The sequence below is a fragment of the Rhizorhabdus sp. P4_G5 genome (genome assembly GCF_056401065.1).
Genome location: NZ_JBFUKB010000007.1, coordinates 130,854 through 157,706 on the forward strand (window position 1 = coordinate 130,854; position 26,853 = coordinate 157,706).

28 protein-coding genes are annotated in these 26,853 nt (G+C 66.2%); 18 read left to right on the plus strand and 10 right to left on the minus strand.

The features are described 5' to 3' along the window. Positions 1-20 precede the first annotated feature (20 nt). From AC1DQK_RS14415 to AC1DQK_RS14455, 9 genes are all read left to right on the plus strand, one after another. The gene (locus AC1DQK_RS14415; RefSeq protein ID WP_477871662.1) at positions 21-668 is read left to right on the plus strand and encodes a TetR/AcrR family transcriptional regulator; all 648 of its coding nucleotides are present in this window, start codon (positions 21-23) and stop codon (positions 666-668) included. A gap of 182 nt (positions 669-850) precedes the next feature. Further along, positions 851-2,074 carry a cytochrome P450 gene (locus AC1DQK_RS14420; RefSeq protein WP_477871664.1) on the plus strand — a complete coding sequence of 408 codons (1,224 nt, stop codon included), beginning with the start codon at positions 851-853 and terminating at the stop codon, positions 2,072-2,074. A gap of 42 nt (positions 2,075-2,116) precedes the next feature. Beyond that, complete coding sequence (locus AC1DQK_RS14425) at positions 2,117-2,650, plus strand: MarR family winged helix-turn-helix transcriptional regulator (protein ID WP_477871666.1); 534 nt, start codon at positions 2,117-2,119, stop codon at positions 2,648-2,650. Positions 2,651-2,724: 74 nt separating this feature from the next. Continuing rightward, positions 2,725-4,017 (plus strand): cytochrome P450, encoded by a 1,293-nt coding sequence (locus tag AC1DQK_RS14430; protein ID WP_477871668.1) that lies wholly within the window; start codon positions 2,725-2,727, stop codon positions 4,015-4,017. 26 nt (positions 4,018-4,043) lie between these two features. After that, positions 4,044-4,901: a metal-dependent hydrolase gene (locus AC1DQK_RS14435; RefSeq protein ID WP_477871670.1), complete on the plus strand. Its 858-nt coding sequence runs from the start codon at positions 4,044-4,046 to the stop codon at positions 4,899-4,901. Between the two features lie 3 nt (positions 4,902-4,904). Beyond that, positions 4,905-6,011 (plus strand): epoxide hydrolase family protein, encoded by a 1,107-nt coding sequence (locus AC1DQK_RS14440; protein ID WP_477871672.1) that lies wholly within the window; start codon positions 4,905-4,907, stop codon positions 6,009-6,011. Positions 6,012-6,122: 111 nt separating this feature from the next. Next, positions 6,123-7,856 (plus strand): N-acyl-D-amino-acid deacylase family protein, encoded by a 1,734-nt coding sequence (locus AC1DQK_RS14445; protein WP_477871674.1) that lies wholly within the window; start codon positions 6,123-6,125, stop codon positions 7,854-7,856. A 36-nt stretch (positions 7,857-7,892) separates the two neighbouring features. Further along, positions 7,893-8,447, plus strand: coding sequence for a nuclear transport factor 2 family protein (locus tag AC1DQK_RS14450; RefSeq protein ID WP_477871676.1), 555 nt, complete (start codon positions 7,893-7,895; stop codon positions 8,445-8,447). 10 nt (positions 8,448-8,457) lie between these two features. Beyond that, the gene (locus AC1DQK_RS14455; protein ID WP_477871678.1) at positions 8,458-9,138 is read left to right on the plus strand and encodes an SDR family NAD(P)-dependent oxidoreductase; all 681 of its coding nucleotides are present in this window, start codon (positions 8,458-8,460) and stop codon (positions 9,136-9,138) included. 9 nt (positions 9,139-9,147) lie between these two features. Here AC1DQK_RS14455 and AC1DQK_RS14460 read toward each other — a convergent pair whose 3' ends face one another. Further along, positions 9,148-10,041 (minus strand): LysR family transcriptional regulator, encoded by an 894-nt coding sequence (locus AC1DQK_RS14460; protein WP_477871680.1) that lies wholly within the window; start codon positions 10,039-10,041, stop codon positions 9,148-9,150. A 187-nt stretch (positions 10,042-10,228) separates the two neighbouring features. Here AC1DQK_RS14460 and AC1DQK_RS14465 point away from each other — a divergent pair, with 187 nt between their 5' ends. Continuing rightward, positions 10,229-11,401 (plus strand): DUF1214 domain-containing protein, encoded by a 1,173-nt coding sequence (locus tag AC1DQK_RS14465; RefSeq protein ID WP_477871682.1) that lies wholly within the window; start codon positions 10,229-10,231, stop codon positions 11,399-11,401. Between the two features lie 55 nt (positions 11,402-11,456). Here AC1DQK_RS14465 and AC1DQK_RS14470 read toward each other — a convergent pair whose 3' ends face one another. The 4 genes from AC1DQK_RS14470 to AC1DQK_RS14485 all read right to left on the minus strand — a co-directional run bounded on the left by AC1DQK_RS14470 (position 11,457) and on the right by AC1DQK_RS14485 (position 14,171). After that, positions 11,457-12,359 carry an NADP-dependent oxidoreductase gene (locus AC1DQK_RS14470; RefSeq protein ID WP_477871684.1) on the minus strand — a complete coding sequence of 301 codons (903 nt, stop codon included), beginning with the start codon at positions 12,357-12,359 and terminating at the stop codon, positions 11,457-11,459. A gap of 2 nt (positions 12,360-12,361) precedes the next feature. Continuing rightward, positions 12,362-12,667, minus strand: a complete 306-nt coding sequence (locus AC1DQK_RS14475) for a hypothetical protein (protein ID WP_477871686.1) — start codon at positions 12,665-12,667, stop codon at positions 12,362-12,364. A 3-nt stretch (positions 12,668-12,670) separates the two neighbouring features. Then, the gene (locus AC1DQK_RS14480) at positions 12,671-12,901 is read right to left on the minus strand and encodes a biotin/lipoyl-containing protein (RefSeq protein WP_477871688.1); all 231 of its coding nucleotides are present in this window, start codon (positions 12,899-12,901) and stop codon (positions 12,671-12,673) included. Between the two features lie 88 nt (positions 12,902-12,989). Then, entirely contained in the window at positions 12,990-14,171 is a 1,182-nt protein-coding gene (locus AC1DQK_RS14485) for an acetyl-CoA C-acyltransferase (RefSeq protein ID WP_477871690.1), read from the minus strand. A 154-nt stretch (positions 14,172-14,325) separates the two neighbouring features. Between AC1DQK_RS14485 and AC1DQK_RS14490 the strand changes: the two genes are divergently transcribed. The 6 genes from AC1DQK_RS14490 (at position 14,326) to AC1DQK_RS14515 (ending at position 19,408) form a co-directional block, all read left to right on the plus strand. Continuing rightward, the gene (locus tag AC1DQK_RS14490) at positions 14,326-15,096 is read left to right on the plus strand and encodes an enoyl-CoA hydratase/isomerase family protein (protein ID WP_477871692.1); all 771 of its coding nucleotides are present in this window, start codon (positions 14,326-14,328) and stop codon (positions 15,094-15,096) included. Beyond that, positions 15,093-15,461, plus strand: coding sequence for a Zn-ribbon domain-containing OB-fold protein (locus AC1DQK_RS14495; protein ID WP_477871694.1), 369 nt, complete (start codon positions 15,093-15,095; stop codon positions 15,459-15,461). The genes AC1DQK_RS14490 and AC1DQK_RS14495 overlap by 4 nt, the downstream gene beginning before the upstream one ends. After that, positions 15,458-16,609 carry a thiolase gene (locus AC1DQK_RS14500; RefSeq protein ID WP_477871696.1) on the plus strand — a complete coding sequence of 384 codons (1,152 nt, stop codon included), beginning with the start codon at positions 15,458-15,460 and terminating at the stop codon, positions 16,607-16,609. The genes AC1DQK_RS14495 and AC1DQK_RS14500 overlap by 4 nt, the downstream gene beginning before the upstream one ends. A gap of 200 nt (positions 16,610-16,809) precedes the next feature. Beyond that, the gene (locus AC1DQK_RS14505) at positions 16,810-17,580 is read left to right on the plus strand and encodes an SDR family NAD(P)-dependent oxidoreductase (protein ID WP_477871698.1); all 771 of its coding nucleotides are present in this window, start codon (positions 16,810-16,812) and stop codon (positions 17,578-17,580) included. Next, the gene (locus AC1DQK_RS14510) at positions 17,580-18,458 is read left to right on the plus strand and encodes an SDR family NAD(P)-dependent oxidoreductase (RefSeq protein WP_477871700.1); all 879 of its coding nucleotides are present in this window, start codon (positions 17,580-17,582) and stop codon (positions 18,456-18,458) included. Before AC1DQK_RS14505 ends, AC1DQK_RS14510 begins: the two co-directional genes overlap by 1 nt. Beyond that, entirely contained in the window at positions 18,395-19,408 is a 1,014-nt protein-coding gene (locus AC1DQK_RS14515) for an SDR family NAD(P)-dependent oxidoreductase (RefSeq protein ID WP_477871702.1), read from the plus strand. Before AC1DQK_RS14510 ends, AC1DQK_RS14515 begins: the two co-directional genes overlap by 64 nt. 18 nt (positions 19,409-19,426) lie before the next feature. Here AC1DQK_RS14515 and AC1DQK_RS14520 read toward each other — a convergent pair whose 3' ends face one another. Next, positions 19,427-19,642: a hypothetical protein gene (locus AC1DQK_RS14520; protein ID WP_477871704.1), complete on the minus strand. Its 216-nt coding sequence runs from the start codon at positions 19,640-19,642 to the stop codon at positions 19,427-19,429. Positions 19,643-19,848: 206 nt separating this feature from the next. Between AC1DQK_RS14520 and AC1DQK_RS14525 the strand changes: the two genes are divergently transcribed. Further along, positions 19,849-20,781 carry an SDR family NAD(P)-dependent oxidoreductase gene (locus tag AC1DQK_RS14525; RefSeq protein ID WP_477871706.1) on the plus strand — a complete coding sequence of 311 codons (933 nt, stop codon included), beginning with the start codon at positions 19,849-19,851 and terminating at the stop codon, positions 20,779-20,781. Between the two features lie 35 nt (positions 20,782-20,816). Here AC1DQK_RS14525 and AC1DQK_RS14530 read toward each other — a convergent pair whose 3' ends face one another. Then, on the minus strand, positions 20,817-21,899 hold the full coding sequence (locus AC1DQK_RS14530) for a phosphotransferase (protein WP_477871708.1): 1,083 nt from the start codon (positions 21,897-21,899) through the stop codon (positions 20,817-20,819). A 31-nt stretch (positions 21,900-21,930) separates the two neighbouring features. Continuing rightward, positions 21,931-22,749 carry an SDR family NAD(P)-dependent oxidoreductase gene (locus AC1DQK_RS14535; RefSeq protein WP_477871710.1) on the minus strand — a complete coding sequence of 273 codons (819 nt, stop codon included), beginning with the start codon at positions 22,747-22,749 and terminating at the stop codon, positions 21,931-21,933. A 114-nt stretch (positions 22,750-22,863) separates the two neighbouring features. On the opposite strand from AC1DQK_RS14535, the gene AC1DQK_RS14540 reads away from it, so the two are divergent. Then, positions 22,864-23,847 (plus strand): GlxA family transcriptional regulator, encoded by a 984-nt coding sequence (locus AC1DQK_RS14540; protein WP_477871712.1) that lies wholly within the window; start codon positions 22,864-22,866, stop codon positions 23,845-23,847. A gap of 26 nt (positions 23,848-23,873) precedes the next feature. On the opposite strand, the gene AC1DQK_RS14545 is transcribed toward AC1DQK_RS14540, so the two are convergent. Beyond that, a complete protein-coding gene (locus tag AC1DQK_RS14545) occupies positions 23,874-25,526 on the minus strand; it encodes an FAD-binding protein (protein ID WP_477871714.1) in 1,653 nt (550 codons plus the stop codon). Beyond that, entirely contained in the window at positions 25,526-26,848 is a 1,323-nt protein-coding gene (locus tag AC1DQK_RS14550; RefSeq protein ID WP_477871716.1) for an aromatic ring-hydroxylating oxygenase subunit alpha, read from the minus strand. The genes AC1DQK_RS14545 and AC1DQK_RS14550 overlap by 1 nt, the downstream gene beginning before the upstream one ends. Positions 26,849-26,853: the final 5 nt, after the last annotated feature.

The window sequence follows — 26,853 nt, forward strand, 5'->3', positions numbered from 1 at the left end:
TGGCCCGGCCGGAACTGTTTATGGCCACCATGACCGAGACCGCGACGATCGAGCCATCCGAACCCAGGCCCCGCCGCCGGCGGCGGACGCGCGAGGCCGTGACCGAACGCATCCGCGATGCCGCGCGGCAGCTGTTCGCCGAACGCGGTTACGCCTTCGCCACGACAAAGGAGATCGCCCGCCTCGCCGACGTCAGCGAGACGCTGCTGTTCCGCTATTATGGCGACAAGGCGAGCCTGTTCGAGGATGTCGTGACGGCACCGTTCAACCGGCTGATGGAAGAGTTCGTCGCCCGTCACCCCGATCCGAAGGATCCGGGTCGCGACACCGATGCGCGACGCTTCGTCCGCGACGTCTATGCGCTGTTCGAAGAGAATCGGGAGATGTTCCGCGCGCTGCTGTTCCAGATGCCGGGGGACAATCGCGGACAGCCTGAGATGCTGTTCAGCGGCCTCGACGATTTTTTTGCGAAGTCCAGCGCCTATGCGGCCGAGGACGGCAGGCCGGGGATGGATTATCCGATTTCGGTCCGTCTCGGCTTTGGCATGATCGCGTCGGCGGTGCTCTTTCAGCCTGCGCTCTTTTCAACGGGAACCGACCGGTCGGAGCTGATCACGGCGCTGGAGCAGATGATCGCTCATATGATGTGGCAACGGCCTTCCGATTGACAGGCGCTCCGCGCTGGATTCATGTAGTGTTCACTCCATATGGATGTGTGAGCCATGGGAGTCGCGATCATCACCGGTGCCGACAACGCCCCTGGGGCGCGGCTTGGCCCCGGTCAGCTGGCGCTGCGCAGGCGCGATGAAAGCGCCAGAGCTGCGGCCTGAACGAAGGCAGGAGGAAAAGCATGCAAGACATGATGGACAGCGGCCTCGCCCCCCGACCAGACCATGTCCCCGCCGAGCTTGTCCGCGATTTCAACTTATATGATATCCCCGGCGCCGGCGACGACGTGCAGGCGGCGTATCGCGCGGTGCAGCAGGCCTCGCCGGATATTTTCTGGACGCCGCGCAACGGCGGCCATTGGGTTGCTACAAGGGGCGAGGACATCGTGGCCATGCAGCGCGACTACGCCCGCTTTTCGCACAAGCACATCGTGCTGCCGCCGATGCCGGAGGGGACTCCGCGGCAGATCCCGCTCGAGATGGATCCCCCCGAACACGCCCGTTATCGTCGCCCGCTGATGCAGGCGCTGCTGCCGTCCATCGTGTCGGAACTGGAATCGACGGTGCAGCAGGTGGCGATCGACGCCATCGAGCGGCTGCGGCCGCTGGGCGGGTGCGAATTCGTCGAGGACTTCGCCAAGGTCCTGCCGATTCATGTCTTTCTTCAGCTTGTCGAGATACCGCTCGACGACAAGGCCTATCTGCTGGAGCTCGCCGAGGATTCGGTGCGCGGGCGCGAGGCCGAGACGCGCACCCGGTCCCAGCAGCTGATGGGCGCCTATCTGCTGCCATGGATCCGCGCGCGCCGCGACAATCCGGGCAAGGACCTGCTCAGCAAGCTGGTCAATGTCGACATCGGCGGCGGACGCATCTCCGAGGCGGAAGCGATATCCTATGCGTCGCTCGTCCTGTTCGGCGGGCTCGACACGGTCGCCGGCATGATCGCCTTCATCGCCCGCTTCCTGGCGCAGAACCCCGAGCAACGCCGCCAGCTCGTGGCGCGGCTGGACGACGAGGCCTTCGTCAAGGCCGCGATCGAGGAACTTATCCGCCGGCATGGCCTCGCCAACACGGCGCGTGTCATTGCCGGCGACTTCGACTATAAAGGGGTCCGGTTCCGCGCAGGCGATCGCATCCTGCCCGCCAACCTGCTGGTCGGCGTGGACGATCGGCTCAACCCCGATCCGCTGACGGTCGATTTCACGCGCGAGAATCCTGTCCATGCCGCCTTCGGCAACGGCCCTCATGCATGCCCCGGCGCCGTGCTTGCCCGACGCGAGATTCGCATCTTTCTGCAGGCATGGCTGAGCCGGATACCCGAGTTCCGGATCAAGCCGGGTACCCGGCCGGTGCTGGCGACCGGGCTGGTCAACGGCGTATTGCGGCTCGACCTGGTCTGGCCCTGAGCCGGGCTGACATGCGCATCGGGGGGTGGCACAACCGGGTGCATGCCTAAGAAGCCGATCGATGAACTGGAGGCAGGGCGCGACTATTATGCGCGGCTTCTGCCGCAGCTCGATGTCGAATATTTCGCGACGATGTGGCACCTGTTCACCGTCGGCCATCTGGTCGCCACCGATCTCGACCAGATCGCGCGCACGCTGGGATACAGCATCGCCGACATTCTATTGCTGGGCTCGCTTGGCCGCGACCGGAGCCGGGCGCTGCGCGCAACCGACCTGACATCGATCCTCCACGTTTCGAACGCCGTGCTGTCGATCCGGCTGGTCCGCCTCGAGAAGGCCGGCCTCCTGACGCGCGACCGCAGCAACGCCGATCGCCGCGCCTTCGAGCTGCAGCTTACCGATAAAGGGCGCAAAGTCATCGCAGATGCGATATTGCTGATCGCCCGTGAAGCGAAGATCGTGCGTATCTTCCGCCGCCTCCGCCCGGCAGATAAGGCCGTTTTCAGCCGGATATTGGGCGACATGCATGAAAAGCTCGACCGCGACTTCATCGGCGTGCCGCATTCGGATGATTAGGTCCCTAAACAACATCCCGTTCAGTCGGCGCCCCTGACGGCGTAAAAATCTCGCCAGCTTCGAAGGATGACGAGATGACGGGAGTAGCGCAGATGACAGTACCGGAATCCGCAGAATCGCGGTTGAAGACGCGCGCGGATCTCGCTTTCGATCCGCTCGATCCGGAAACGGTGCGCGATCCGGGACCAGCTTACTCCAAGCTGGCCGAGAAATGCCCATTCTATCATTATCAGGGCGACGAATATCAGTTTTACATCACCAGCGACTATAAGGAGATCCGCGACAAGATCCTGTCCGACAATCCCTATTGGTCGTTCAAATGGGGTGATGGGCCGGTCGACTGGAGCGAGTTCAGCGATTTCGGCATCCTGACCGATCCGCCCTTTCACCTCGAATATGTCTCCGCCCTGCGCAAGGGCATGACGCCGTCGCGGATGAAATATTACCAGCCAGAAGTCGAGCAGATCGCCGAGGAACTGGTCGCGGATCTCGAGCGCCGCGAGGACAAGAGCGGCAATTTCCACGACCTCTTCGCGCTCCCCCTGCCCGCGCGCACGATGTGCTTCATGCTGGGCGCGGATCAGGCGATGTACGCCAATTACAAGCGCTGGGCCGACGAGCTGCAGTCGCTGCTGTTCAACGACAAGAACCCGAACGCCGAACAATCGCTGATTGCCGAGATCATGCCGCACTTCACGGGGCTGATCGAGCAGCGCAAGCAGCTGCTGCGCGAGGCGGGCATCACCGATCCGACCCTTGAGCATTGGGGTACGGTGCTGCCGTTCGATTATATTTCGCTTGGCCTTGTCAGCAGGGTCGAAGGGCGGCGTTTCGACGATCAGGAACTGTTCCAGATCTGCACCGCTTTCCTGACCGGCGGTCAGGAGACCACCACCAGCCTGCTGACCAACGTCCTGTGGCGGCTGCTGGAGGTGCCCGAGCGCTGGGAGCAGCTGAAGGCAAATCCTGATCTGGTCGAGAACGCCATCGAGGAAAGCCTGCGCTTCGATCCGCCGATCAACGCGCACTTCCGGACCAGCCTGTGCCCGGTGACCATGCATGGCGCCGAGCTGCCGGAGCGCAGCAAGCTGATGTTTTCGATGATGGGCGCCAATCGCGATCCGGCCATCTTCGAGGATCCCGATATGTTCAAGATCGATCGCCCGCTCAACCAGGTCAAGCGGCATCTCTCTTTCGGCTATGGCGTGCATTTCTGCCTCGGGGCGCCGATCGCCCGGCTGGAAGCCCGGATCGGCCTGCGCAAGCTGATCGAGCGGCTGCCCAGGCTACGTCTGACCGGCGAGACCGAGCGGATCGATAGCTGGATGTACTGGGGGCGCCGCCAGCTCCCCGTCGCCTGGGGTTGAGCGGCGGACATGACAGGAAAGAGAGCATGGCGATGAAAGCCCGCTTCCCCAAGATAGATTATTCCGGGATCCGCCCGCATTGGGCGCCGAACCGCGAGTTCGCGCATAATGTGAACGCCTCCTCGACGATCCCGGTCTTCGTCGAGCCCTGGCTTATCAAGGTGATGATGAAGGCGAAGGCCGTGCTGCCGGCCAGCGAGACCCGGCTGCACCGCGAGATCGACATCTTCATCGCGCAGGAAGCGCAGCATTACCGCCAGCATGCCGGCTTCAACCGCAACATCCGCGAAGCCTATCCGGAGATCATCCCGCACGAACAGCGGATCGAGCGCGAATATGACGAGATGCTGGAGCATCGCTCGCTGAAATATTGCGTCGCTTACTCCGAAGGTTTCGAGTCGCTGGGCGCGCCCGCCGCCAAGATGTGGTTCGAGAGATATGATCCCTATCTCGAAGGCGCCGACTATGAGGCCGTCGCGCTCTGGAAGTGGCACATGGCCGAGGAATATGAGCATCGCGAGGTCTGCTTCCGGCTGTTCCGGGCGCTCTATGCGCGCAGCTTGTGGGGGCGTTTCTGGAATGGCTGGCTGTACCGATGCTATGGCTTCGTCCGCGTGGTCCGCCATCTCGGCGACTATAGCAGGCGCGTCTCGCAGTCGATGATCGACGCGGACCGCCGCGCCATGAGCGCCGAAGAGCTGGAGCGGTCGGAAGCGAGCCTGAAAGCCTTCCAGGCTTTCATGAAGCGCAACACCGGCCCCGAGCTGCTGAAGATTTTCTCGCCCTTCTACGATCCGGCGCACAAGCCCGAGCCGCGGGGCCTTCGCGACTATCTGAAACGATTTGAGAAAGGCGGCGACATGGGCCGGCAACAGGCGGCCTGATCGGTGGAACCCTTCCGCATCGATGTCCCCCAGGCGAAGCTCGACCGCATCGCCGCGAAGCTGGCGCTATGCGAGGTCGGCTATGCGCCAGCCGATGATGCCGATTGGCGTTACGGCACAGACGCGCGATGGCTGGCGGGGCTGCTCGACCATTGGCGCACCGGCTATGACTGGCGCCGCTGCGAGGCGGAGCTCAACAGCCTGCCGCATTTCCGGACCCGGATCGACGATGTCGATGTCCATTTCATCCATGTGCGCGGCACCGGGCCGGCCATGGCCTTCCCGATCCTGCTAACCCATGGCTGGCCTGGATCGGTGCTGGAGTTCATGGGCGTGATCGAGCCGCTCACTGCAATGGGCTTCGATCTCGTCATTCCGTCCCTACCCGGTTACGGTTTCTCCAGCCGCCCGCCTCGCCCGATCGGGCCGGCCGGCGTCGCGCGCATGTGGCGAGAGCTGATGATCGACAAGCTCGGCTATGCCCGCTTCGGCGCACAGGGCGGGGACTGGGGATCGGCGGTGACGGCCTCGCTGGGCGCCGATCATGGCGACGTGGTCGCCGCGATCCATCTCAACCTGTTCATGGCCCCCGCATCCACGGAGGGCGATGATGCCGAGACGACTGCCTATCGCCAGGCGATGTCCGCGGTACAGCTGCGCGAGTCCGCCTATATGATGGAGCACGCGACCAAGCCGCAGACGATCGGCCTCGCCCTGGCCGACACGCCGATCGGCTTCGCCGGCTGGGTGGCCGAGAAATTCCATGGCTGGGGCGACACGGGCGGCGCCATCGAGAGCCGTTTCTCCAAGGACTGGCTGCTCGACAACATCATGGTCTATCTGGTGAACGACGCCGTCCAGTCGGCAATCTGGATGTACCACAGCATCTTCACGGAGCAGCGGCCGCACCGGCGCATCGAGGTGCCGACCGGCCTGGCCCTCTATCCGCGCGAGTTCATGCCTTATCCTCCGCGCAGTGCTGCCGAACGCGCCTTCAACGTCGCCGACTGGCAACAGATGGCGTCGGGCGGCCATTTCGCGGCGCTGGAGGAGCCGGTGGCCTTTGCGGCGAATGTCGGAAGCTTTTTCGCGCAGTTATCACAGGGCTGAAGGCTGAACTGATGCGTTTGTGCGGTGGTCGAACAAAGAATAGTCTTGGCGCAAAGCGTGGCGGCCGCGGCGATGATCCGATGGGCCGCCTTGACATGAAGGAGCGGAAACATGCCTGATTTCGATATCGTCATTCGCGGCGGAACGCTGTTCGACGGCAGCGGTGGGGCACCCTTCATGGCCGATGTGGCGATCGCCGACGGGCGCATCGCGGCCATGGGCACGATCGATGGCCTGGGCGCCGAGGAGATCGACGCCCGCGGCAAGATCGTCACGCCAGGCTTCGTGGACATCCACACCCATTATGATGGACAGATCACCTGGGAGAACCGGCTCGCCCCCTCGTCCGACCATGGTGTGACCACGGTCGTCATGGGCAATTGCGGGGTCGGCTTCGCACCCGTGAAACCCGGCGACCATCAGCTTATGATCAAGCTGATGGAAGGGGTGGAAGACATTCCCGAGGTCGTCATGGCCGAAGGCGTGCCGTTCAACTGGGAAAGCTTCCCCGACTATCTCGACGCGCTGGAAAAGCGGCATGGCGACATCGACTTCGCTGCCCAGCTGCCGCACAGCCCGCTGCGCGTTTATGTGATGGGCGAGCGCGGCGCACAGCTCGAACCGCCGACCGATGAGGATCTTGCCGAGATGCGGCGGCTGACCCGCGAAGCGATCGAAGCGGGTGCGATCGGCGTCACGACATCGCGCAGCTATGCGCACCGTTTCCGCTCCGGGGAGCTGGCACCTTCGGTGCCGACGGAAGACCAGGAAGTGCTGGCGCTGGCCGCCGGCCTGCATGACGCCGGCAAGGGCGTGTTCCAGATGGTGCCCAGCTATGACATCACCGCGCGCCAACGCTTCGACCTGCTGCGCGAGATCGCCACGACCTCGGGCCGCCCGGTCTCGTTCACCTTCATGCAGACGCCGCAGAACCCCGGCGACTGGCGCGAGATCCTCGACGATCTCGAACAGGCCAACAAGGAAGGGCTCGAAATCCGCGGCCAGGTGATCCCGCGCCCGACCGGCGGCTTGCTGGGCCTGGAATTGTCGCTCCATCCCTTCTCGCTCAACCCCAGTTTCCGCGAGATCGAGCATCTGCCGCTCGACCAGAAGGTGGTGCGGATGCGCGACCCAGAGTTCCGCCGGCGGTTGATCGCAGAATCGCCGGAAGATCCGCAGCCCTTCTTCAAATATATCGTGTCCGATCTCGACGCGCTGTTCGTTCTCGGCGATCCGCCCAACTATAACCCTCGTGCGCAGGACAGCATCGCCGCCCGCGCCCGCGCCCAGGGAGTCGATCCCAGGGAACTGATCTACGACGCGCTGCTCCAGCGCGACGGCCATGAAGTGCTCTATCGCCCGATGGGCAATGCCGAGGGCGAGAAATTCGAAAGCTCCGGCCGCCATCTGCTCAACACCCCGCATACCGTGCCGGCGCTCGGCGATGGTGGCGCGCATTACAGCATGATCTGCGACGCCGCCTATACCACCTATATGCTCACCTACTGGGTGCGCGACGCGGAGCCCGACCGCAAGATCGAGCTGCCCTACGCGATCCGCAAGCTCGCCTATGAGCCGGCGCAGACGGTAGGCCTCGGCGACCGCGGGCTGCTGAAGCCGGGCTACAAGGCCGATGTCAACGTGATCGATATGGAACGGCTGCACCTTCATGCACCGCACGCCACCTATAATCTGCCGGCCGGAGGGCGCCGGCTGTCGCAGCGCGCGGATGGTTATGAGGCGACGATCGTCAGCGGAGTCGTCACCTATCGCAACGGGGTGGCGACCGGTGCCCTGCCGGGGCGGCTCATCCGCGGCGCCCGCGCGGCGCCTGCCGCCGCCTGACTGTTGCTCCTACTGCCTCCCATCGAAGGAAACGCCATGTCCGATACGCAGCTGACGCCCGAACTCATTGCGTTCGTGCGCGAGCAAAAGGATCGTGCCGATATCCTGCAATGCCTGCACCGCTACACGCGCGGCGTGGACCGCCACGACCGCGAACTGATGCTGTCCGCATATTGGCCCGACGCGTTCGACGAGCATGGCGTGGCAGAGGGAGGCGCGGCCGAGTTCGTCGACTGGGCGCTTGGCTGGCATCGCGAATATCAGACCCTGCATCAGCATATCATCGCCAATCATGTGCTGGATCTCGATGGCGATACCGCCCATGGCGAGACTTATTATATCTTCTGGGGCGAGAATCGCATGGGGCCGCCCACCCTCGCTTTCGGCCGCTATGTCGACCGGTTCGAAAGACGCCACGGCGAATGGCGGATCGCGCACCGCGTCTGCGTGAACGAGAAGGCCGGTCTTTTCATGGAAAACCGGCTGCCCGAAGCTGCCGAGCAGCTGCTCCACAAATCCGGTCCCAGCCGCCGCGACAAGGGGGACATATCTTATGTCCGGCCGTTGACGCGCCAGCGCGGTGGCGAATAAGAGAGCGGCCATGGCACGATCAATCATAGTCACCGGCGGGTTCGGCACCTTGGGACGCGCGGTTGCGGCCGCGTTCGCGGCACAGGGCGATCAGGTCGCCCGGATCGATTTCGCGGCCTCCGCGCCGGAGCAGCTGGATGGCGCGCTGGACCTGGGCGGAATAGACCTGACCGATCGTGCGGCGGCCGAAAAGGCCGTGGCGGCGGTGGCCGATGCGTTCGGCGGGATCGACGTGCTCGTCAACATCGCCGGCGGCTTCGTCTGGCAGACGCTGGCGGATGGCGGCAGCGACACCTGGAACAGGATGTTCGCGATGAATGCGACCACCTGCGTCACCATGACCAAGGCCGCTCTTCCCGAATTATCCAAGTCCAAGCAGGGGCGCATCGTCAACATCGGCGCAGGCGCTGCGGTGGCCGCCGCCGCCGGCATGGGCGCATATGCCGCTTCGAAGGCGGCGGTCCACAAGCTGACGGAGAGCCTGGCCGCCGAACTGGATGGCAGCGATATCACCGTCAACGCGCTGCTGCCCAGCATCATCGACACGCCCGTCAATCGGGCCGACATGCCCGATGCGGATTTCGGCAAATGGGTTCAGCCTGCGGCGCTCGCCGAGGTGATCCTGTTCCTTGCCTCTCCCGCTGCCCGGGCGATCAGCGGAGCGCTGATCCCCGTAACCCGCGGCGGCTGAGCCGACCGTTCAAAGGCGCCAGTCGACCCGCTCGGTCAGGAAATCCATCACGGCGCGGACATAGGGCAGCGCATAGCGGTCCTTGGCACTCATCAGCACCACTGGCAGGGTCGGCCTGGTCCAGCTTTCCAGCACCGGCTGCAGCCGGCCTGTCCGCAGCTCCTCATGCGCGAGCATCTCCAGATTCTGCGCGATCCCGAGCCCCGCGCAGGCGGTCGCCATGATCGCCGCGCCATCGTTGAAGGTGAAAGCGGCCGGCGGCCTTATCCGCAGGCGCTTTCCGTTCTGGATGAAGCTCCAGGGATCGCCGCCCGGCCCCTCGACGCTGGCATAGAGAATGCAACGATGATCGTTCAGATCCTCGGGCGCCGCGGGCGTGCCGTTGCGCTCCAGATAATCGGGCGCGGCCAGGCAGACGAGCCGGGTCGCGCCCAGCGGCACGCTGATCCAACCCGATAACGGGGCCTCGCCGACCCGCAGCAGGATATCGAAGCCGTCGGCGCGGAATACCGTGCCGCGATCGCCCAGGCTCAGGTCGATCACGATATCCGGGTATAGCCGGTGGAACAGCTCCAGCGCCGGAACCACGAAGCCGTGCCCGATCGAGGCCGGCGCATCTATGCGCACCCGGCCCGTCAGTCCGCTGCCGGGCTTCAGCGCATTTTCCGCAAGGGTGAAGGCGTGGAGCGCGGCGCGGGCATGATCGAGCAGCTGTCGCCCATCCTCGGTCAGGTCGACACGGCGGGTCGTGCGGTTGAACAGGCGGACGCCGAGCTTCTCCTCGAGCCGCGCGACATGCAGCGTCATCATCGCTGCCGACATCCGCATCCTGGCCGCCGCGCGGGTGAAGGATCCCAGCTCCGCCACCGCCACAAAGGCTTCCATCGACGTCAGCCGGTCCACCGCTATGTTCCAATCCCAAATAATCGTTGCATGTGACCGCGACATTATCACGCTTTGTCGAACGATGGGAGGAAGCCGCCATCATGGATGCGTTGGTTCGTCCGGCGGCAGGCCGACGATATCGGGCAGCTGGCTTCATTGGAGCCGATCCGCCACCTTGAACGAAACTGACGGCAGGAGAGACGGGATGAGGAACTGGGCCGACTATGCGGAACTGTTGAAGCCCGCGGAAGAGCTCCTCGCCCGCACAGCCTTTCCCGCCAGCGAGGCGATGAAGGCCCAGCTCTGGCGCCAGTTCGCCATGAACCTGTCGCAGGGCTATTTCCTGCTGTTCCAGTCGACGCCGGATCATCCGGAATTTGCGCCGTTCGAGAATTCCGTGTTCCTGGCGCAGCCCAATCCCGACGCGGTCTATTATTATGCTCCCGTCGACGGGCACGGCGTCTATCGGGTGATCGGCGAGCGTGGCGATGCGCCGGTCGCAGGCTTCGCGCTGGGCAACCGGATCATCGGCATGGACGCCGCTCCGGGCCAGGGCCTCGGCAATTACGATCTCGATGATCTGGACATCGATCCCGATGGCCGTTTCGAGGTGATCTTCAGCACCGAGCGGCCCGCGGGCCATGACGGCAACTGGCTGTCCCTGCCGCCCCAGGCCGACTTCATCCTGGTTCGGCAATTCTCCTATGACTGGGGCAAGGAGCGCGACCTGCGCCTCGCCATCGAGCGGCTCGACGCGCCGGCCATCCGCCCGCCGCTTACCCCGGAACAGACCGATGCCCGGCTATCGCATCTGTTCGGCGGCTATGTGCGCAACCTGTCGCAGATCTCGATCGGCGCGGTCGCCCGGTGCGCCGAGCACGGCTTCGTCAACCGCTTCAATCTCACCAGCTTCCAGGAGCTCGGCAATGGCCAGGATTGGCCGCAGGCCTATTGGGAGACGGTGTTCGACATCGGCGAAGACGAAGCGCTTATCATCGAATCGGAGCTGCCCGAACAGCGGCCCTATTGGAACATCCAGGTGATCGATGGCCTCTGGAACCAGGTCGACTATGTCTACCGCCAGTCCAGCCTCAACGGCCTCCAGGCCCGGGTCGACGCCGATGGCAGGTTCCGTGCCGTGCTCGCGCATCGGGATCCCGGCGTCGCCAACTGGCTCGACAGCGGCGGCCATTGCTACGGCATGCTGATCGGCCGCTGGTATCGCTGCTCGAGCCATCCGACCCCGAGCATCACCCGGGTGAAATTCGCCGATCTCGCCGATCATCTGCCCGCGCCCTTCGCACGGATCGGTGAGGCGGAACGGCAGGAGGCGCTGCGCCGTCGCCGGATCGGCGCGCAGCTTCGCCGCAAATGGTGACGCCACGCCCATCGCCGCATTGATCGGCGATGGGACGATGCCGACGGTGGGGCGGTCAGGCCATCAGGATGATCTTGCCGCCCGCGCCGCCCGCATCGGTCAGGCGCTGCGCCTCCGCCGCCGCATCCAGCGGCAGCATCTTCGCGATCGGCACCTCGACGTCGCCATTGGCGACGGCCTCCAGCAATCGCGCGAGCCGCACGGCATCCGTCGTGACCCCGTGGAACTGCGGGATAGCAGCCAGGCCCTCCGGATCGATCGGCGTCGTGGCCGCCGTGGCGATCTTGCCGCCGGCGCGGAGGTGTCGGCACAAGGCGGCGACCGACGGGCCGCCGACGGTGTCCACGACATGATCGAACGGCTCGCCCGACCAGCCATGCTCGCCCAGCATGATCGCCTCGTCGGCACCGAGCGCCATCGCTTCGGCTTTCTGGGCGGCGCGCACGGCGGCAACGACGCTGACGCCACGCAGCCGCGCCGCATGCAGCGCGAACCGGCCCACCGCGCCCACCGCGCCGGTGAGCAGGATGCGCTGGCCCGCCCGCGCATCGACGGCATTTTCAACCAGCTGGCAGCCGGTGAGGCCGGCGGTGGGCACCGCGGCCGCACGTTCGAAGGAAAGGCCATCGGGCAGGACGGCCAGCCGATCATGGCGCACGGCGGCATATTCGGCATATCCGCCCTTGGTGAAGGGATCGAGCATGGCCGCAACCCGGGTGCCTTCCGGAAAATCGCTCGCACCCTCGATGACGCCGGCAATGTCGTAGCCCAGGACATGGGGAAAGCCGATCGGCGCGAAATCGGCGAACATCCCCGCCCGCCATTTGCCGTCCGCCGGATTGACCGCGGCTGCCCGGATCCGGACCAGCGCTTCGCCCGACTGCGGGTTCGGCCGTGGAATGTCGCCGAGTTCCAGCACATCCGGGCCGCCATATCGGTGCATCACGATGGCGCGCATGCTCAGCCGTGCGGTTGGAGGAAGGAGCAGGAGACGCTGGCGTTATCGATCGAGTCGGTTAGCCGCATCGTCGGCGCCGCGGCAAACAACGCCTGCAGCAGGGCCGGTGGATCGTCGGTCTCCACCTCATATTGAGCCACGAAGACGCCGTCGGGCTGGCCATCCACGCCAAACTGCCGGTAGCGCTTGCACGACAGAAATCCGGGGAGCGCAAGCACCTCGCCGACATGGGTCTCCCCATACCAGCGATCATATTCGGCTTCGCGGGCGGGCAGTGCGCGTGAACTTATATGCAGGATCCAGCGCATCGCTCAGCCGATCCGCGCAAGGACGGTGCCAACGTCATAGGTCTCGCCGGCCTGCGCGACGATCTTCAGCGTGCCGGTCACGGGGCTTTCGACCTCCTGGGTCGATTTCTCCGATTCCAGCGTGAAGAGCGGCGCGCCTTCGATCGCCTGTCCGCCGTCCTGGCCCAGCCATTCGGCCAGGACGCCCTCGTTCATCGGAAATCCGATTTTCGGGAGCAGAACTTCAACAGTCACCTGCAAACTCCTTCAAATGTCCTCAATGCGTAAAGGCCATGATGGCGGCAACGATATCGACGGACGCGCCTTGTGAATGCTCTTTCCGCTAGGAAGCCAGCTCGAACAGGGCCGCCGCGCCCATGCCGCCGCCGATGCACATCGTCACCACCGCGTTGCGGGCGCCCAGCCGGCGGCCGGCCAGCAGGGCGTGGCCGGTCATCCGCGATCCCGTCATGCCGAACGGATGGCCGAGCGCGATCGCGCCGCCATCTACATTCAGGCGGTCCTGCGGGATGCCCAGGCGATCACGGCAATAGAGCGCCTGGCTCGCATAGGCCTCGTTGAGCTCCCAGAGGTCGATGTCCGAGACCGACAGCCCGGCCCGCGCCAGCAGCCGGGGCACGGCGAACACCGGCCCGATCCCCATCTCGTCGGGCTCACAGCCGGCCACCTGCATGCCCTTGTAAAGGCCGAGGATCGGGATGCCGCGGCGCGATGCCTCGTCCGCATCCATGAGTACGCACACGCTCGCGCCGTCGGACAGCTGGCTGCAATTGCCTGCGGTGACGGTGCCGCCCTCGAACAGCGGCTTGAGCTTTGCCAGCTGTTCCACGGCGGTGCCGGGACGATTGCATTCGTCGCGATCGAACAGGACCTGCTCCTGGCCGGTCACCGTCAGCGCCTTGTCGACGATGTTCCGCGTGGCGGCGATCGGCACGATCTCCGCGTCGAACAGCCCCTGCGCCTGCGCCGCGGCGGTGCGCGCCTGGCTGATCGCCGAGAATTCGTCCTGCGCCTCGCGGCTCACCCCATAGCGGCGCGCGACGATGTCGCCGGTGAGGTTCATCGCCATGTAGATTTCCGGCTTGTGCTCGAGCAGCCATTCGTCCTTGTTGCGGAACAGGTTGCGATGGGGATCGACCAGCGAAACGGTCTCGACCCCACCGGCGACATGCACCCCGCCTTCCCCGCTTCTGATCCGCTGTGCGGCAAAGGCGATGGCCTGCAGGCCCGAGGCGCATTTCCGGTCGAGCGTCACGCCGCATACGCTGACCGGCAGGCCGGCCCTGAGTGCCGCCTGGCGCGCGATGTTCGAACCGACCGCGCCCTCGCACCGCGCAGAACCGAGCAGGACATCGTCGATCTCGCCGGGATCGATACCGGCGCGCGCGACGGCCGCGGCGATCACATGCCCGGCCAGGGTTGCGCCATGGACATTGTTGAGGGCGCCGCGATGGGCCTTGCCGATCGGGGTTCGCGCCGTGGCGACGATCGCTGCTTCCTTCATGACTGCCCTCCCTTGGGTCCGGATGCGGGGATAAAGGCGGCGTCCCGCGCTTTCCATGCGCCGCGGAGGTCATCATGCTTGCGATGTTTGCTGCGTCGCTTGACCGTCGGGTCTTCCGCCAACACACCGGGGGAACACCGGCTTGGAGCGCCTGATGAGCATAGATATCGAAAAGCATGGATCGGTCGCGACCGTGACGCTGAATCGTCCCGAAACGAAGAACGCGATTACGCATGAGATGCGCGGCCAGCTGTACCATGGGTTCGAGGAGATCGCGCTCGACCCTGAGGTTCGCGCCGTCATCCTCACCGGCGCGAACGGCGCCTTCTGCTCGGGGATGGATGTCGGTGCCCTCGGGGTCGGCGGCGTCGTGGGGTCGATCGACCGCATGCATACGCTCAACCGCATCGCCCGGGCGATCTATGCGCTCAAGAAGCCGACCATCGCGGCGGTGCCGGGCGTGTGCGTCGGGGTCGGCTGGTCCTATGCGCTGGCCTGCGACATCGTCCTGGCCGGCGAAAAGGCGAAGTTCGCGGCGATCTTCCGCAACATCGCCCTCGCGCCCGACGGCGGGATGGTATGGCATCTGCGCCAGCAGCTCGGCGCGCAGAAGGCCAAGGAACTGATCTATTCGGGTCGCATCATCGGGGCCGAGGAGGCGATGTCGCTCGGACTGGTGTATGAAAAGGTGGCCGACGACAGGCTGATGGAGCGGGCGATGGCGCTTGCCGAGAGCTTTGCCGCAGGCCCCACCGTGGCGATGGGCCTCGCCAAGCGCCAGTTCGACCTCGCCTGGAACAGCAGCTTCGAACAATATCTCGACATGGAGGCGACGATGCAGCCGATCGCGAGCCGCACCGACGACCATGAGGAAGGGCTTCGCGCCTTCCGCGAGAAGCGCAAGCCCGTGTTTGCCGGGCGATGACCACGATGATCCAGCCGGAAGCGGAGTGGCGCGCACACCTGGCCGAGGGGCGCTTCATGATCCAGCGCAGCCGATCTACCGGCGGGCATGTCTTCTACCCCCGCATCGTCGAACCCGGCACTGGCGCCGATGACCTGGAATGGGTGGAGGCGTCGGGCCGCGCTATTGTTCATGCCGTCACCGTCGTCCGCAAGAAGGACCCGGCCGACAGCTATAACGTCGTGCTGGTCGATCTGGCCGAAGGTCCGCGGCTGATGAGCAGGGTCGACGGCGTCGATGCCGACGCGGTTCGGATCGGCATGGATGTGCGCGCGCGCATCGTTCGCGACGGGGAGACGCCGTTGCTCGTCTTCGTGCCGGCATGAGCATCGCCCGCGGATTTCCCAGCAGAAGCACCGCCATCGTCGGCGCGGCCACCTATGGCATCGGCAGGTGCCCCGGCGTTTCGGCGGTCGACATGGCCGCGCGCGCGGGGATGCTGGCGCTTGCCGATGCCGGCCTGACGCTGTCCGACGTCGACGCGCTCTACACCTCGGCACCCTATGAGGCGCTCGGCGGCATGGAGCTGGCCGAATATCTCGGCCTCACGCCGAAGGTCGTCGATTGCAACCGCACCGGCGGCTCGGCTTTCGAGGTCTATGTCCAGCAGGCCGCGCTGGCACTGGAGGCGGGGCTGATCGACTGCGCGCTGATCGCCTATGGATCGAACCCGGCAAGCAACCCGCCGCTGTCCGTCGGGATGACGCGCCAGAGCCCCTGGGAAGCGCCCTACCGGCCACTCGCGCCGATCTCCTCCTATGCCCTGGCCGCGAGCCGGCACATGCATCTCTACGGCACCACCCGTTCGCAGTTGGCCGAGGTGGCGGTGGCGGCGCGGCGCTGGGCGCAGCTCAACCCCGAAGCCGCCATGCGCGATCCGCTGGGCATCGACGAGGTGCTCTCGGCACGCATGGTTTCGGATCCGCTGACGGTGCGCGATTGCTGCCTGTTCAACGATGGCGCTGCCGCCGTGGTGATGGTGCGCGCGGATCGGGCGAAGGACTGCGCCAGGCGTCCGGTCGAGGTGCTGGGCGCCGCGCACGCGGTCACCCATCGCGAGATCAGCTCGATGCCCGACCTGACGGTGACGGGCGCGGCGATCTCGGGCCCGCAGGCCTTCGCGCAGGCTGGCGTCGGCCCGGCCGACATCGATCTCGCGATGTTGTACGATGCCTTCACGATCACGCCGATCCTGTTCCTCGAGGATCTCGGCTTCTGCCCGAAGGGCGAGGGCGGGCGCTTCGTCGCCGAGGGCGCGATCGGGCCGGGCGGCCGGCTCGCGGTGAACACCAATGGCGGCGGCCTCTCCTGCGTCCATCCCGGCATGTATGGCCTGTTCCTGCTGGTGGAAGCCGTCCGGCAGCTGCGCGGCGAAGCGGGCGAACGACAAGTGCAGAATGCCGAACTCGCGGTGGCGCATGGCAATGGCGGCGTGCTGTCGAGCGAGGCGACCGTGGTTCTCGCGCGCGGCTGAACGGTTGCCGGCCAGCCCTCGGGGGTGCGCGCCCGCACGCTAGCCGGCTGCCGCCGAACGAGACGTAGCCTTGCCCGCCGCCGCGATCCTGGTGGCCGAACCGATCAGACTGGTGATGACCCGGCGCCCAACCCTGCTGCGGCATTGACGTGGACCGGCCGCCGCTGTCCCCTCCATCCACCTCGGGAGAGGGTGAAGCGATGGAGACGGCAGACATGGGCAAGCTGAGCGGCAAGACCGCGATCATCACTGGCGGTGGTCAGGGCGTCGGCTTCGGCATTGCATGCACCTATGCACGCGAGGGAGCGGCGGTCCTCATTACCGGCCGCGACGCTGGCAAGCTGGAAGCTGCCGTCGCCGAGATCGGGAAGCTCGGCGCCAGGGCGGCGTTCGTCACCGGCACCGCGGGTGTCCGCGCCGATGCCGACGCGGCCGTTGCGAAGGCCGTCGACCTGTTCGGCGGGCTGGATATCCTCGTCAACAATGCCCAGACGTCGAAGCCGGCGACGATGTTCGAGGATCTCGACGACGCGACGCTGGCGCTGACGATGGAGTCCGGTCTCTACGGCACCATCCACCACATGCAGGCTGCGGTCCCGCACATGAAGGCCAGGGGCGGCTCAATCATCAACCTCGGGTCGCGCGAAGGCATCTATGGCGGAGTGGGCTTCTCGTCCTATGCGGCAACCAAGGAGGCGATCCGGGGGCTTTCGCGCTCCACCGCGCGCGAACTCGGCAAGTACAAGATCCGCGTCAATGTGATCTGCCCGGCGGCGCTCAGCCCGGTTGCGGTGCAGTATCTGGCAGCGCATCCGGCCGAGGCCGAGGCGTATCGCAAGGATATCTCGCTGGGCTATTTCGGCGACTGCGAGGGGGACATCGGCCCCGTGGCGCTGTTCCTTGCCGGCGACGACAGCCGCTATGTCTCCGGCCAGACGATCAACGTCGACGGCGGACAGACGATGCTGTGATGGCGGACATCGGCTTTACCGGCCGAACGGCCATCGTCACGGGCGCGGCGAAAGGTCTCGGCCGTGCTTATGCCCACTGGCTCGCCGCGCGCGGCTGCGCGGTGGTCGTCAGCAACCGGCTATCGCCTGATGGCCGGTCGGCGGCGCAGGCGGTGGTCGACGAGATCATGGCGGCCGGCGGACGGGCGGTTGCCCATGATGGGCCGGTTGAATCCGAGCAGGCAGCGGCCGGGATGGCCGCGCTTGCCCTGCGGCACTTCGGCGGGATCGACATCTTCGTCAGCAATGCCGGCGTGGTGCGCTGGAGCAATTTCGGCACGGTCACGATCGACGCGATGCGCGAGGTGGTGGACATCAATCTGTGGGGCTGCATCTTCGGGCTGAAAGCGGTCTGGCCGGCGATGCTCGCCAGCGGCTACGGCCGCGTCGTCCTCACCGCTTCGAGCGCCGGCCTGTGGGGCCAGACGCAATCGGCCGCTTATGGCGCGTCCAAGGCGGCGATGATCGGGCTCGCGCGTTCGGTCGCGCTGGACGTTCCTTATGCGGCGGACATCCGCGTCAACGTGGTGGCGCCTGCCGCCTACACGCCGATGTCGGCGGCACATTTCGGCGAGCAATGGGCCGAATATGCCTCGGCCGACAAGGTGGCCCCCGTGGTCGGCTGGCTGAGCAGCGATCGCTGCCGGAGCTCGGGCGGCATCTATCACGCCGGCGCCGGCCATGTGCGCCGGGTGCAGATCCTCGAAGGACCGATCCACGACCTGGCGGATGGAACGCTCGACGAGGTGATGACCCGGCTCGAGCACCAGCCCGAATGGACCAGCTCCTTCGCATCGGCCGCGGAGATGATGCCCGAGTTCGCCAAGGCCGCGCGGTGACGATCGGCTTCCATGATCAGGTCGCGATCGTGACCGGCGCCGGCGGCGGCATGGGCCGCGCCTATGCCCTCGAGCTTGCGCGGCGCGGTGCCACTGTGCTGGTCAACGATTATGGCGGCAACGTGCTCGGCGAGGGGGCGGGAGAATCGGGCTCGGCCGTCGCCGTCGCCGCCGAGATCGTCGCGGGCGGCGGCCACGCCGTGGCGAATGGCGAGGCGGTAGGCTCGGCGGATGCCGCCCGTTCGATCGTGGAGGCGGCGATCAAGACGTTCGGCAGGGTCGACATCCTCGTGAATAACGCCGGGACTGCGATTCCCGGCCCGTTCACCGCCCACCGCGACGACCAGGTGGAGCGGCATTATGCCGTCAACCTGATCGGCGGCCATCATCTGATGCGGGCGGTGTGGCCGTCGATGGCCGCGCAATCCTATGGCCGCATCCTCAATGTCAGTTCGAACGGCGTGCTCGGCGTCGGCGGCAATGCGCCCTATGCCGCAGCGAAGGCGGGCATGCTCGGCCTTACCCTCGATGCCGCGATCGAGGGCAGGCCGCTCGGCATCCTGGTCAACGCCGTCATGCCGACCTCCTATTCCCGGATGATAGAGCAGATCCCGGACGGCGCCACCGTCGCATGGTTCCGCGACAATCTTGCGCCGGCGCAGGTGGCGGCGGCGATGAGCTGGTTCCTCAGCCGCGACTGCACCGAGACGGGGCGTATCCTGCTGACCGGCGGCGGACGGTTGTCGAGCCTCGTCATGGCCGAGACCGGCGAGATCTGCGACCCGGCGATCGATGCCGAGCGCGTTGCCGCCGCCCTGGCCGATATCTTCGACGAGAAGCGCCTTACGGTGGTCCACAGCCAGGCCGAGGCGGGCGCGCGCTATTTCGGGCATTTCCCCTGGACCGGCGGAACTGCCGCCGATTTCGGGCCCGACCTCGAACGCGGCTGACGGCGCGGCCGGAGGGCGTCAGTCCTCGTCCCGCTCCCGATGGATATTCTCGAGCGGGCGCATATTGGCGGCAAGCGCCATGATGGCCTTGCTTTCCGCGCTGGTGACCGGCCGGCCGCGCGCAATCGGCGCAGGCCGGAGCGCCGGATCGTGGTGCACATTCTCATCCGGCCGGACATCGGCCGCCGTCGTCATGATCCGGCGGCTTTCCTCGTCGCTGATATCTTCGGTCAAGCATCGCTCCTTTCCGGCCTTGCAGGCTCCCGCCGAGTGGTGGAGAGGACGGTCACCCGTCTCCGCTGCTGAGTCTTCGCAGCTGGAGGCAAGATATCACGCCGCGTCGGCGGCAGGAACTTATCATCAGCATGATCGCGTCGGCTGCGACGTTGGCCCCGTCTCGCCCCCCGTCTAGATTGTTGCCGCTATCGGGGAGAGACGGAATGACCGGAAGACTTGCAGGAAAGGTGGCGCTCGTCACAGGTGCGGGCCGCAACATCGGCCGGGCCGAGGCGAAGCTGCTCGCCGCGCAGGGGGCGAAGGTCGTGGTCAACGACCTCGGCGGCGGCCCCTATGGCACCGAGGCCGGCGATGCGACACTCGCCGAGGCAGTCGCCCGTGAGATATGCGCTTCCGGCGGCGAAGCCGTTGCGCAAAGCTCGAACGTGGCGACCCGCGAAGGCGCCGAGGCATCGGTGCGCAAGGCTGTCGATAGCTGGGGTCGGATCGATATCCTCGTCAACAACGCCGGCATCGTGCGCCCGGCCAGGATCGACCGGATGACCGATCAGGACTGGCATCTCTGCCTCGATGTCAGCCTGGCGGCGAGCTTCTACACCTGCCGGGCGGCCGCGCAGCATATGATCGCGCAGCGCTCCGGCGTCATCGTCAACACCGGCTCGCCGTCCGGTTTCGGCCATTGGGGGATGGGCAATTACTCTGCCGCCAAGGAAGGCGTGCTGGGGCTTACCCGTTCGATCGCCCGCGACCTGGGCGAGTTCGGGATACGCTGCAACATGATCCGGCCGGTGTCGCACGTGACCGCTACCCACACCCCGGAGATTAACGAGACGATCGCGGAATCGGCGCGGCTCGGCATCCCGCTGCTCTGGAACAAGCCGATGGCGAAGCCGCGCATGACCGCGCTGCCCGAGCATGTCGCGGCCCTGGTCGTCTGGCTCTGCACCGACGCGGCCGGCCATGTCAGCGGCCGCGACTTCTATATCCAGGGGGACGAGGTCGCGCTGATCCCCGAGCCCGAGGCGATCCGCACCAGCGTCCATCCCGGCGGCTGGACGCTCGACGCGTTCGACGACGAAGCCAACCGCGCCTATATCTTCGGGGACATCCCCAATCGCTTCGTCAAGCCTGGCTGACGTGCCGGCATCCGTGAAGAGGTGGCGGAAAGGCGCTACAGCGCCGCCACCGGCGGTGCCTGAAGGTCGACGGCTGCCCACCCGAATCGTGGCGCGACGGCGGCGTTGTTTTCCTCTGCCTGCCACTCTACTGGATTCACCATCCAGTAGAAGAGGCCGTAGACGATGTGCGCGCGGATCGCCGTCCACGCCGTCGCGTCGTCAGGTACGTCACCTGCGCCATGACGCGACAGCGCCGAGAGATAGCCGGCGATGAGATCCCGCTCCCATGCGCGGCGATCGAGCGGATCGAGTGCCGACACATAGAAATAGGCTAAGTCCTGCGCCCAATGACCGCGCCGCGCCGTCTGCCAGTCGAGGAAGCCCGGCCGTCCGTCGGCGGACAGATACATGTTGCCGAGATGGGCGTCGCCATGGATCACGCAGGTCGGTCCGGCGGGGGCGAAGCGGCGCAACTGCTGAAGCGCACCCTTTATAGTGTCGCGATCGCGGCAGACGGCGGGGATAGCGAGCGCCCGGGGGAGGCCCATATAATGGGCCCAGGTTTCGGGTTCGAGCTGGCCCCGCCCGAAATCGCCCCACGCCGCATCGGGCAGCGGGTCATGGCGCATCAGCCAGCCGAGTTCGCCATCGTCGTGGAGGGCGTCGCTGTTCCACCAGCGCGCATGCAGCGCTGCCAGATCGTCGAGGAAGGCCGTCGCCTCCTGCCGGGTCAACGTCTGCTGCACACGGCAGATGCGGGCACCCGCCGGGCGTAGGTCCTCCATGATCACCACGCCCTGATCGGCGTTGGCGGCAGCAAAGACGCAGCGTGGCAGTCCGATCGAGAGATGCGGTGCGATCTCCGCGAAGAAGCGTGCCTCGGTCTGGTAGCAGAATTTGACCAGTTCGCGATGTTCAGCAAGCCCGGCCTTGACGCATAGACGTTCGGGCAGGCCGGCAGCGCGGCCGACGGCGTTGTAACGGGCCGTTACCATCATCTTGGTTCCGGTGCCCCACAGGATGTCGGTCACGTCCAGGCTTTCGACTTCTATCCCTGGCCATTGCGCGGCAAGTGCCTTGCCCAGCCATTGCGGGGTGACGTCGTCCGGCACGAGCGGGAGCCACTGGTCGGTCAAGATCTCATCCTCCACAACGTCTCCATCGCGATCAGGATTCGGAAACGAAGGCGTGGCCCACCAGCGGGCCGATCCCCTCGACCCCGCCGTCGACCGCAAGATGGACACCGTTGATGAAGCGCGCCTCGTCGCTGGCGATGAACAGCACCGCCTGGGCGATGTCCCATGCGTCTCCTTCTATGCCGAGCGGGCCGACCTTGCGCCGCGCCTCGCGCATGCTGGCGGGCAGCTTGCTCATCGCATGCGGCGTCATGACATGGCCGGGCGCGACGGTGTTGACGCGAATGCCCTGCCGGCCGTGGAGGACCCCGATTTCGCGCGACAGCTGCGCCATCGCCGCCTTGGACGGACCGTAGGCAAGCGCGCCCATCGCCCGCATGCCCGCCAGGGAGGAGATGTTGACGATCGATCCGCCGCCGCCCCGCGCCATGTGCGGCACGGCGAACTTGCACATCAGCATCACGCTGGTCAGATTGGTGGCGATCGTCCGGTTCCAGAGATCGAGGGTGATCGTCGCAAGGTCGGTCGGGGCCGAGATGCCGACATTGTTGACCAGGATGTCGAGCTTTCCAAAGGCCTGGCCTGCGGCCTCGACCAGCGCCTGGCAGTCCTCCGGGGTGCTGACGTCAGCTGCCACCGCGATCGCTTCGCCGCCCTCCGCCCGGATCCGGGCGGCCGTGGCCTCGGCGCGCGCGCCGTCGAGATCGGCGCAGGCCACGCGCGCGCCTTCCCGCGCCATGATGAAGGCGATGGCGCGGCCGATCCCGATCTCATCGGCCGCAGCGCCGGCGCCGGTGACGATCGCAACCTTGCCGGCGAGGCGCCCGAGATAGCGGGAGGGTTCGGGCATCGTGATACTCCGCGTGGCGTTATGGCATGGGGTATAGGGCGCGAGCCGGGACGGCGCTTGCCCCGGGCAGGATGTTATCTTGCATGATCCGGTTGTTTTCTGTCAGCACGGGTCATGTCCGATTTCGCCCTCGTCGCGCTCGACGGCGCCTATCATGCCAGTGTCGGAGCGCTGACCGACAGCTTCATTCTCGCCCGCGACCGGATCGAGCAGATCTTTGCCGGTACCGACCCGATGCGCATGGAAACCCGCCTGCGCATAGTGTCGCTGGACGGCGGCCCGATCCGGATGAGCGACGGCCGGCGCCTGGAGGTCGACGGCGCGATCAGCAGCAGCGACGAACATGCCTTCGTCTGGCTTCCAGCCTTCCGGGTCATGGGCGTCGCGCGCCTGGAGGAGCGGATAGCGCGCAGCGCCGAGCTGTTCCGCTGGCTGCAGCGCCAGGCCGACCGGGGCGCCATCATCGGCGCGAGCGGCGCATCGGCGCTGCTGCTGATGGCGGCGGGGCTGACCAAGGATATCGCGGTGCCGGTCGCGCGGGCGCTGCAGCCGGTCGCGCGGGCGATGTTCCCGCGGCACAGCGCCGAGGAACGGCTGGGCCTGGCCGATTACGGCTCGCTGTTGATCGCCAATGGCATGGCGAATGATCTGGCGCTGATCGTGCGGGTGATGGAGCGCACCTTGTCGCCCGATGTCGGACGCTGGCTGACCTCGGTCATGGGGCTCGCCCGCGAGGACGAGGAAGTGCTCGCGGGCGACCAGCTCGTCGCCCGCGCCCAGATCTGGCTCGAGCAGCGCTTTACCGGCCCGATCGGCATGCAGGAGCTGGCCGAGGCGCTGTCGACCAGCCAGCCCACGCTGGTACGGCGTTTCCGCAAGGCGCTTGGCGCCACCCCGAAGGCCTATGTCCAGCAACTGCGCCTGCAGGCGGCCATCAAGATGCTCGAACGGTCGAATCGGTCGATCGACCGAATCGCGGAGCTGGTCGGCTTTTCCGACAGCCGCCTGTTCCGGACGATGTTCCGCCAGCACACCGGCATGACCGCGACGCAGTGGCGCGAGGCGGCGCAGGCGCGGCAGACGCCGCCGCGGCGCTGAGCGCGCGCAGGCCGGCGGCGCGACGCTCAATCGTTGCGCCCGGTGGCGTGATGCGCCGCGATCCAGGCGAATACGAACGACGCGGCGATGCTGGCACCCGCCGCCGGATAGCAGCGGCCCATCACCGATGCCGTCGAATTCCCAGTGGCGTAGAGGCCCTGGATCACCGAGCCGTCCGGGCGCAGCACCCGGGCATGCTCGTCGGTCAGTATCCCGCCGCTGGTGCCGACATCGCCGGGAACCATTTCCATGACGTAGAAGGGAGGCTTGTCGATCTTGCCCAGGTTCGGGTTGGGCTTCACCGTGGGGTCGCCGAACCAGTTGTCATAGCCGCGGCCGCCGCGATTGAAGTCCAGATCCTTGCCGGTCTCGCAATAGCGATTGAACTTTTCGACCTCGGCCTTGAGGCCTTCCGGGTCGATGCCGGCTTTGCGCGCCAGCTCCTCGATCGAGTTCGCGGTCTTGACCATGCCGCTGTCGAACCAGGACTGCGGCGTCTTGCCCGGCGGATAATAGCCCCAGGCGTAGCGTTTGCGGTGACGGCTATCGAGGATGACATAGGCCGGCACGTCGTTCCGGTAGAGCCGCTGGCCATTCTCCATATAGGAGCCGCTCTCGTTCAGGATCCGCCGGCCATGGCGGTTGACGATGATGCAATGCGGCTTCGAGATGTCGGTGTTGTGCATGTTGGCCGGTCCGCCTTCGGGCACCAACGTGCCGGGCACCCACCAGGCCTGGTCCATCAGGTCGAGCGCCGCGCCATGCCGCTCGGCGATCTGGATCATCTCGCCGGTGTCGCCGGGATTGGCGTTGGTCCATTCCACCGAACTCGGCTGCGGGCCGTATTTCCGGCGCATCTCGGCATTGTGGGAAAAGCCGCCGGCGTTGATGAGCACGCCGTCTCGCGCGCGGATGCGGATCTGCTCGCCGTCATGTTCGGCGATGACGCCGGTGATCCGGCCATTCTCCTCGATCAGTTCGACGACGCCATGGCCGGTGCGCATGTCGATGCCGGCCTTGTCGGCGAGCATCAGCATGCGGCCCTGCAGCGCGCCGCCGAAGCTGAGCAGCGGCTTGCCGCGCTTCTTCACCAGCCACATCCGGAACAGCAGCTTCATGCCTTCGAGCATGCCGCGCGGCGTGCGCGTGGCGAGGCCGATAATGCCCGCCTTGTCGGTGGGCAGAGGCATGAGCATCGGGCCGAGGCGCAGCTTGTCGAACAGCGGCCCCATGTCGCGCGCGTCGAGCATCTGGGCGCCGACCGAGCGGCTGCGCGTGCAGCCACCGGGCCGATCGTCATAATAATCGGCCCAGCCTTCGGTCCGCAGCCATTTCATCCCCTGTTCCTCGAGCCATCGGAGCAGGGGTGGACCGTTGCGGAGATAGGCTTCCTTGCGCTCGGGCGACGCCGCCGGGCCGGCATCGTTGCCGACCGTCGCATCCATATAGGTGCGGCCCGCCTCATGGCTGTCCTCCACGCCGTCGCGCGCGAGGAGGTGGTTGTTCGGAACCCACAGGACTCCTCCCGACATCGCGGTGGACCCGCCGAGCTTGTCGGTCTTTTCCAGGATCAGCGGCGTCTTGCCGATCGACTTGAGATAGAGGGCGGCGGCCATCGAGCCTCCACCCGAACCGCATATGATGAAGTCGACCGTCTCGTCGCTAGCACCTTCCGGCATCACCGGCCCTCGTGCAGATAGTCGAGCAGGGTCGCGTGGAAATTGCTGATCTCGATTTCCTGGACCGGGCTGGGCCGCGCGCCTTTGAAGGCCCGCGATTTCATGCCCTTCTGCACCGCTTCCATATTCTGGAAATCCTGCGCGAGGATAAGGCCCCAGTCGACGGCGCGCCAATCCTCGGCGGTCTCGACCTCGACATTCTTCGGCTCGGCCCCCGGCGCGAAGCGCTCGAGCACGCTGATCTCGAAGACGCAGCTGTCCGGATCGTCGCCATTCGGTCGCGATCGGTAGAACAGCACGTTGGTCGGCTGCTGCAGGAAGACGAGATTGGGAAAGATGTTCCAGTCGGTGCCCGCGGCCATCTGCTGCTCTGGGGTGATCGCCGGCCAGGGCCGGCCCGCCTTCTCCGATTCCTCGCGGTGGAAGCGGGCGAAGGCGACATAGACCTCGAACGGGGTCGCCGTCTCCGGCAGCTCCATCAGCCGCCGTCCGGCCGCCAGCATTTCCTCGGTCGTCGTCGCCTTCAACGTGTCCCAGATCTCCTTGTTGAACTCGGCCAGGCCCTTGCGGACGTCGCCGCTCTGGTCGCTGATCCGAGGGCTGGGCAGGCCGAACAAGGCCGTCGGCGCATAGCCGAACATCGCGTGCCGGCCGAAGGCGCGCGAGAAAGTGTAATCCTCCTGATAGGGCAGCAGCTGGCGATGCGTGGTCTGGACATGATAGCCTTCCATGAAGGCCTCCTGCGCGGTCTTCCAGTTGCATGGCATCACGATGCGCTTGCGCCAGACATAGCGCATCCTGTCGATCTCGAACGGATCCAGCAGGGTCTTGGCCTCGCCGAGATGGGCCTCGAGGCTCTCGCTGTCGGGATCCATGTTGATGAACAGCCAGCCGCCCCAGCTGCCCACCTTCACCGGGTGCAGCGTTATCTCGCTGTCCTGGAGCAGCGGGCCCCAGTCATGGCGATCGACCACCTCGGCGGGCTTGCCGTCGAGGCTCCATTGCCAGCCATGATATTTGCAGTGGAACTTGCCCATGCGGCCGCAGCCGGCGGTCAGGCGCCGCCCGCGATGCGGGCAGACATTATGGTAGGCCACCACCACGCCGTCGGTGCCGCGCACCACGGTAATCGACTCGTCGGCGATGTCATAGGTGTAGAAATCGCCCGGATTGGGGATCTCCTCCTCGCGGCAGGCCATCTGCCAGATGCGCGGCCACAGCCTGTCCTTCTCCAGCCGGACGAATTCGGGCGAGATATAGCCATCGGCCGGCACATAGTCCTGGCGTACCGCGTTCGTGGACAGCTTGCTGATCTCGTTCATCTCTT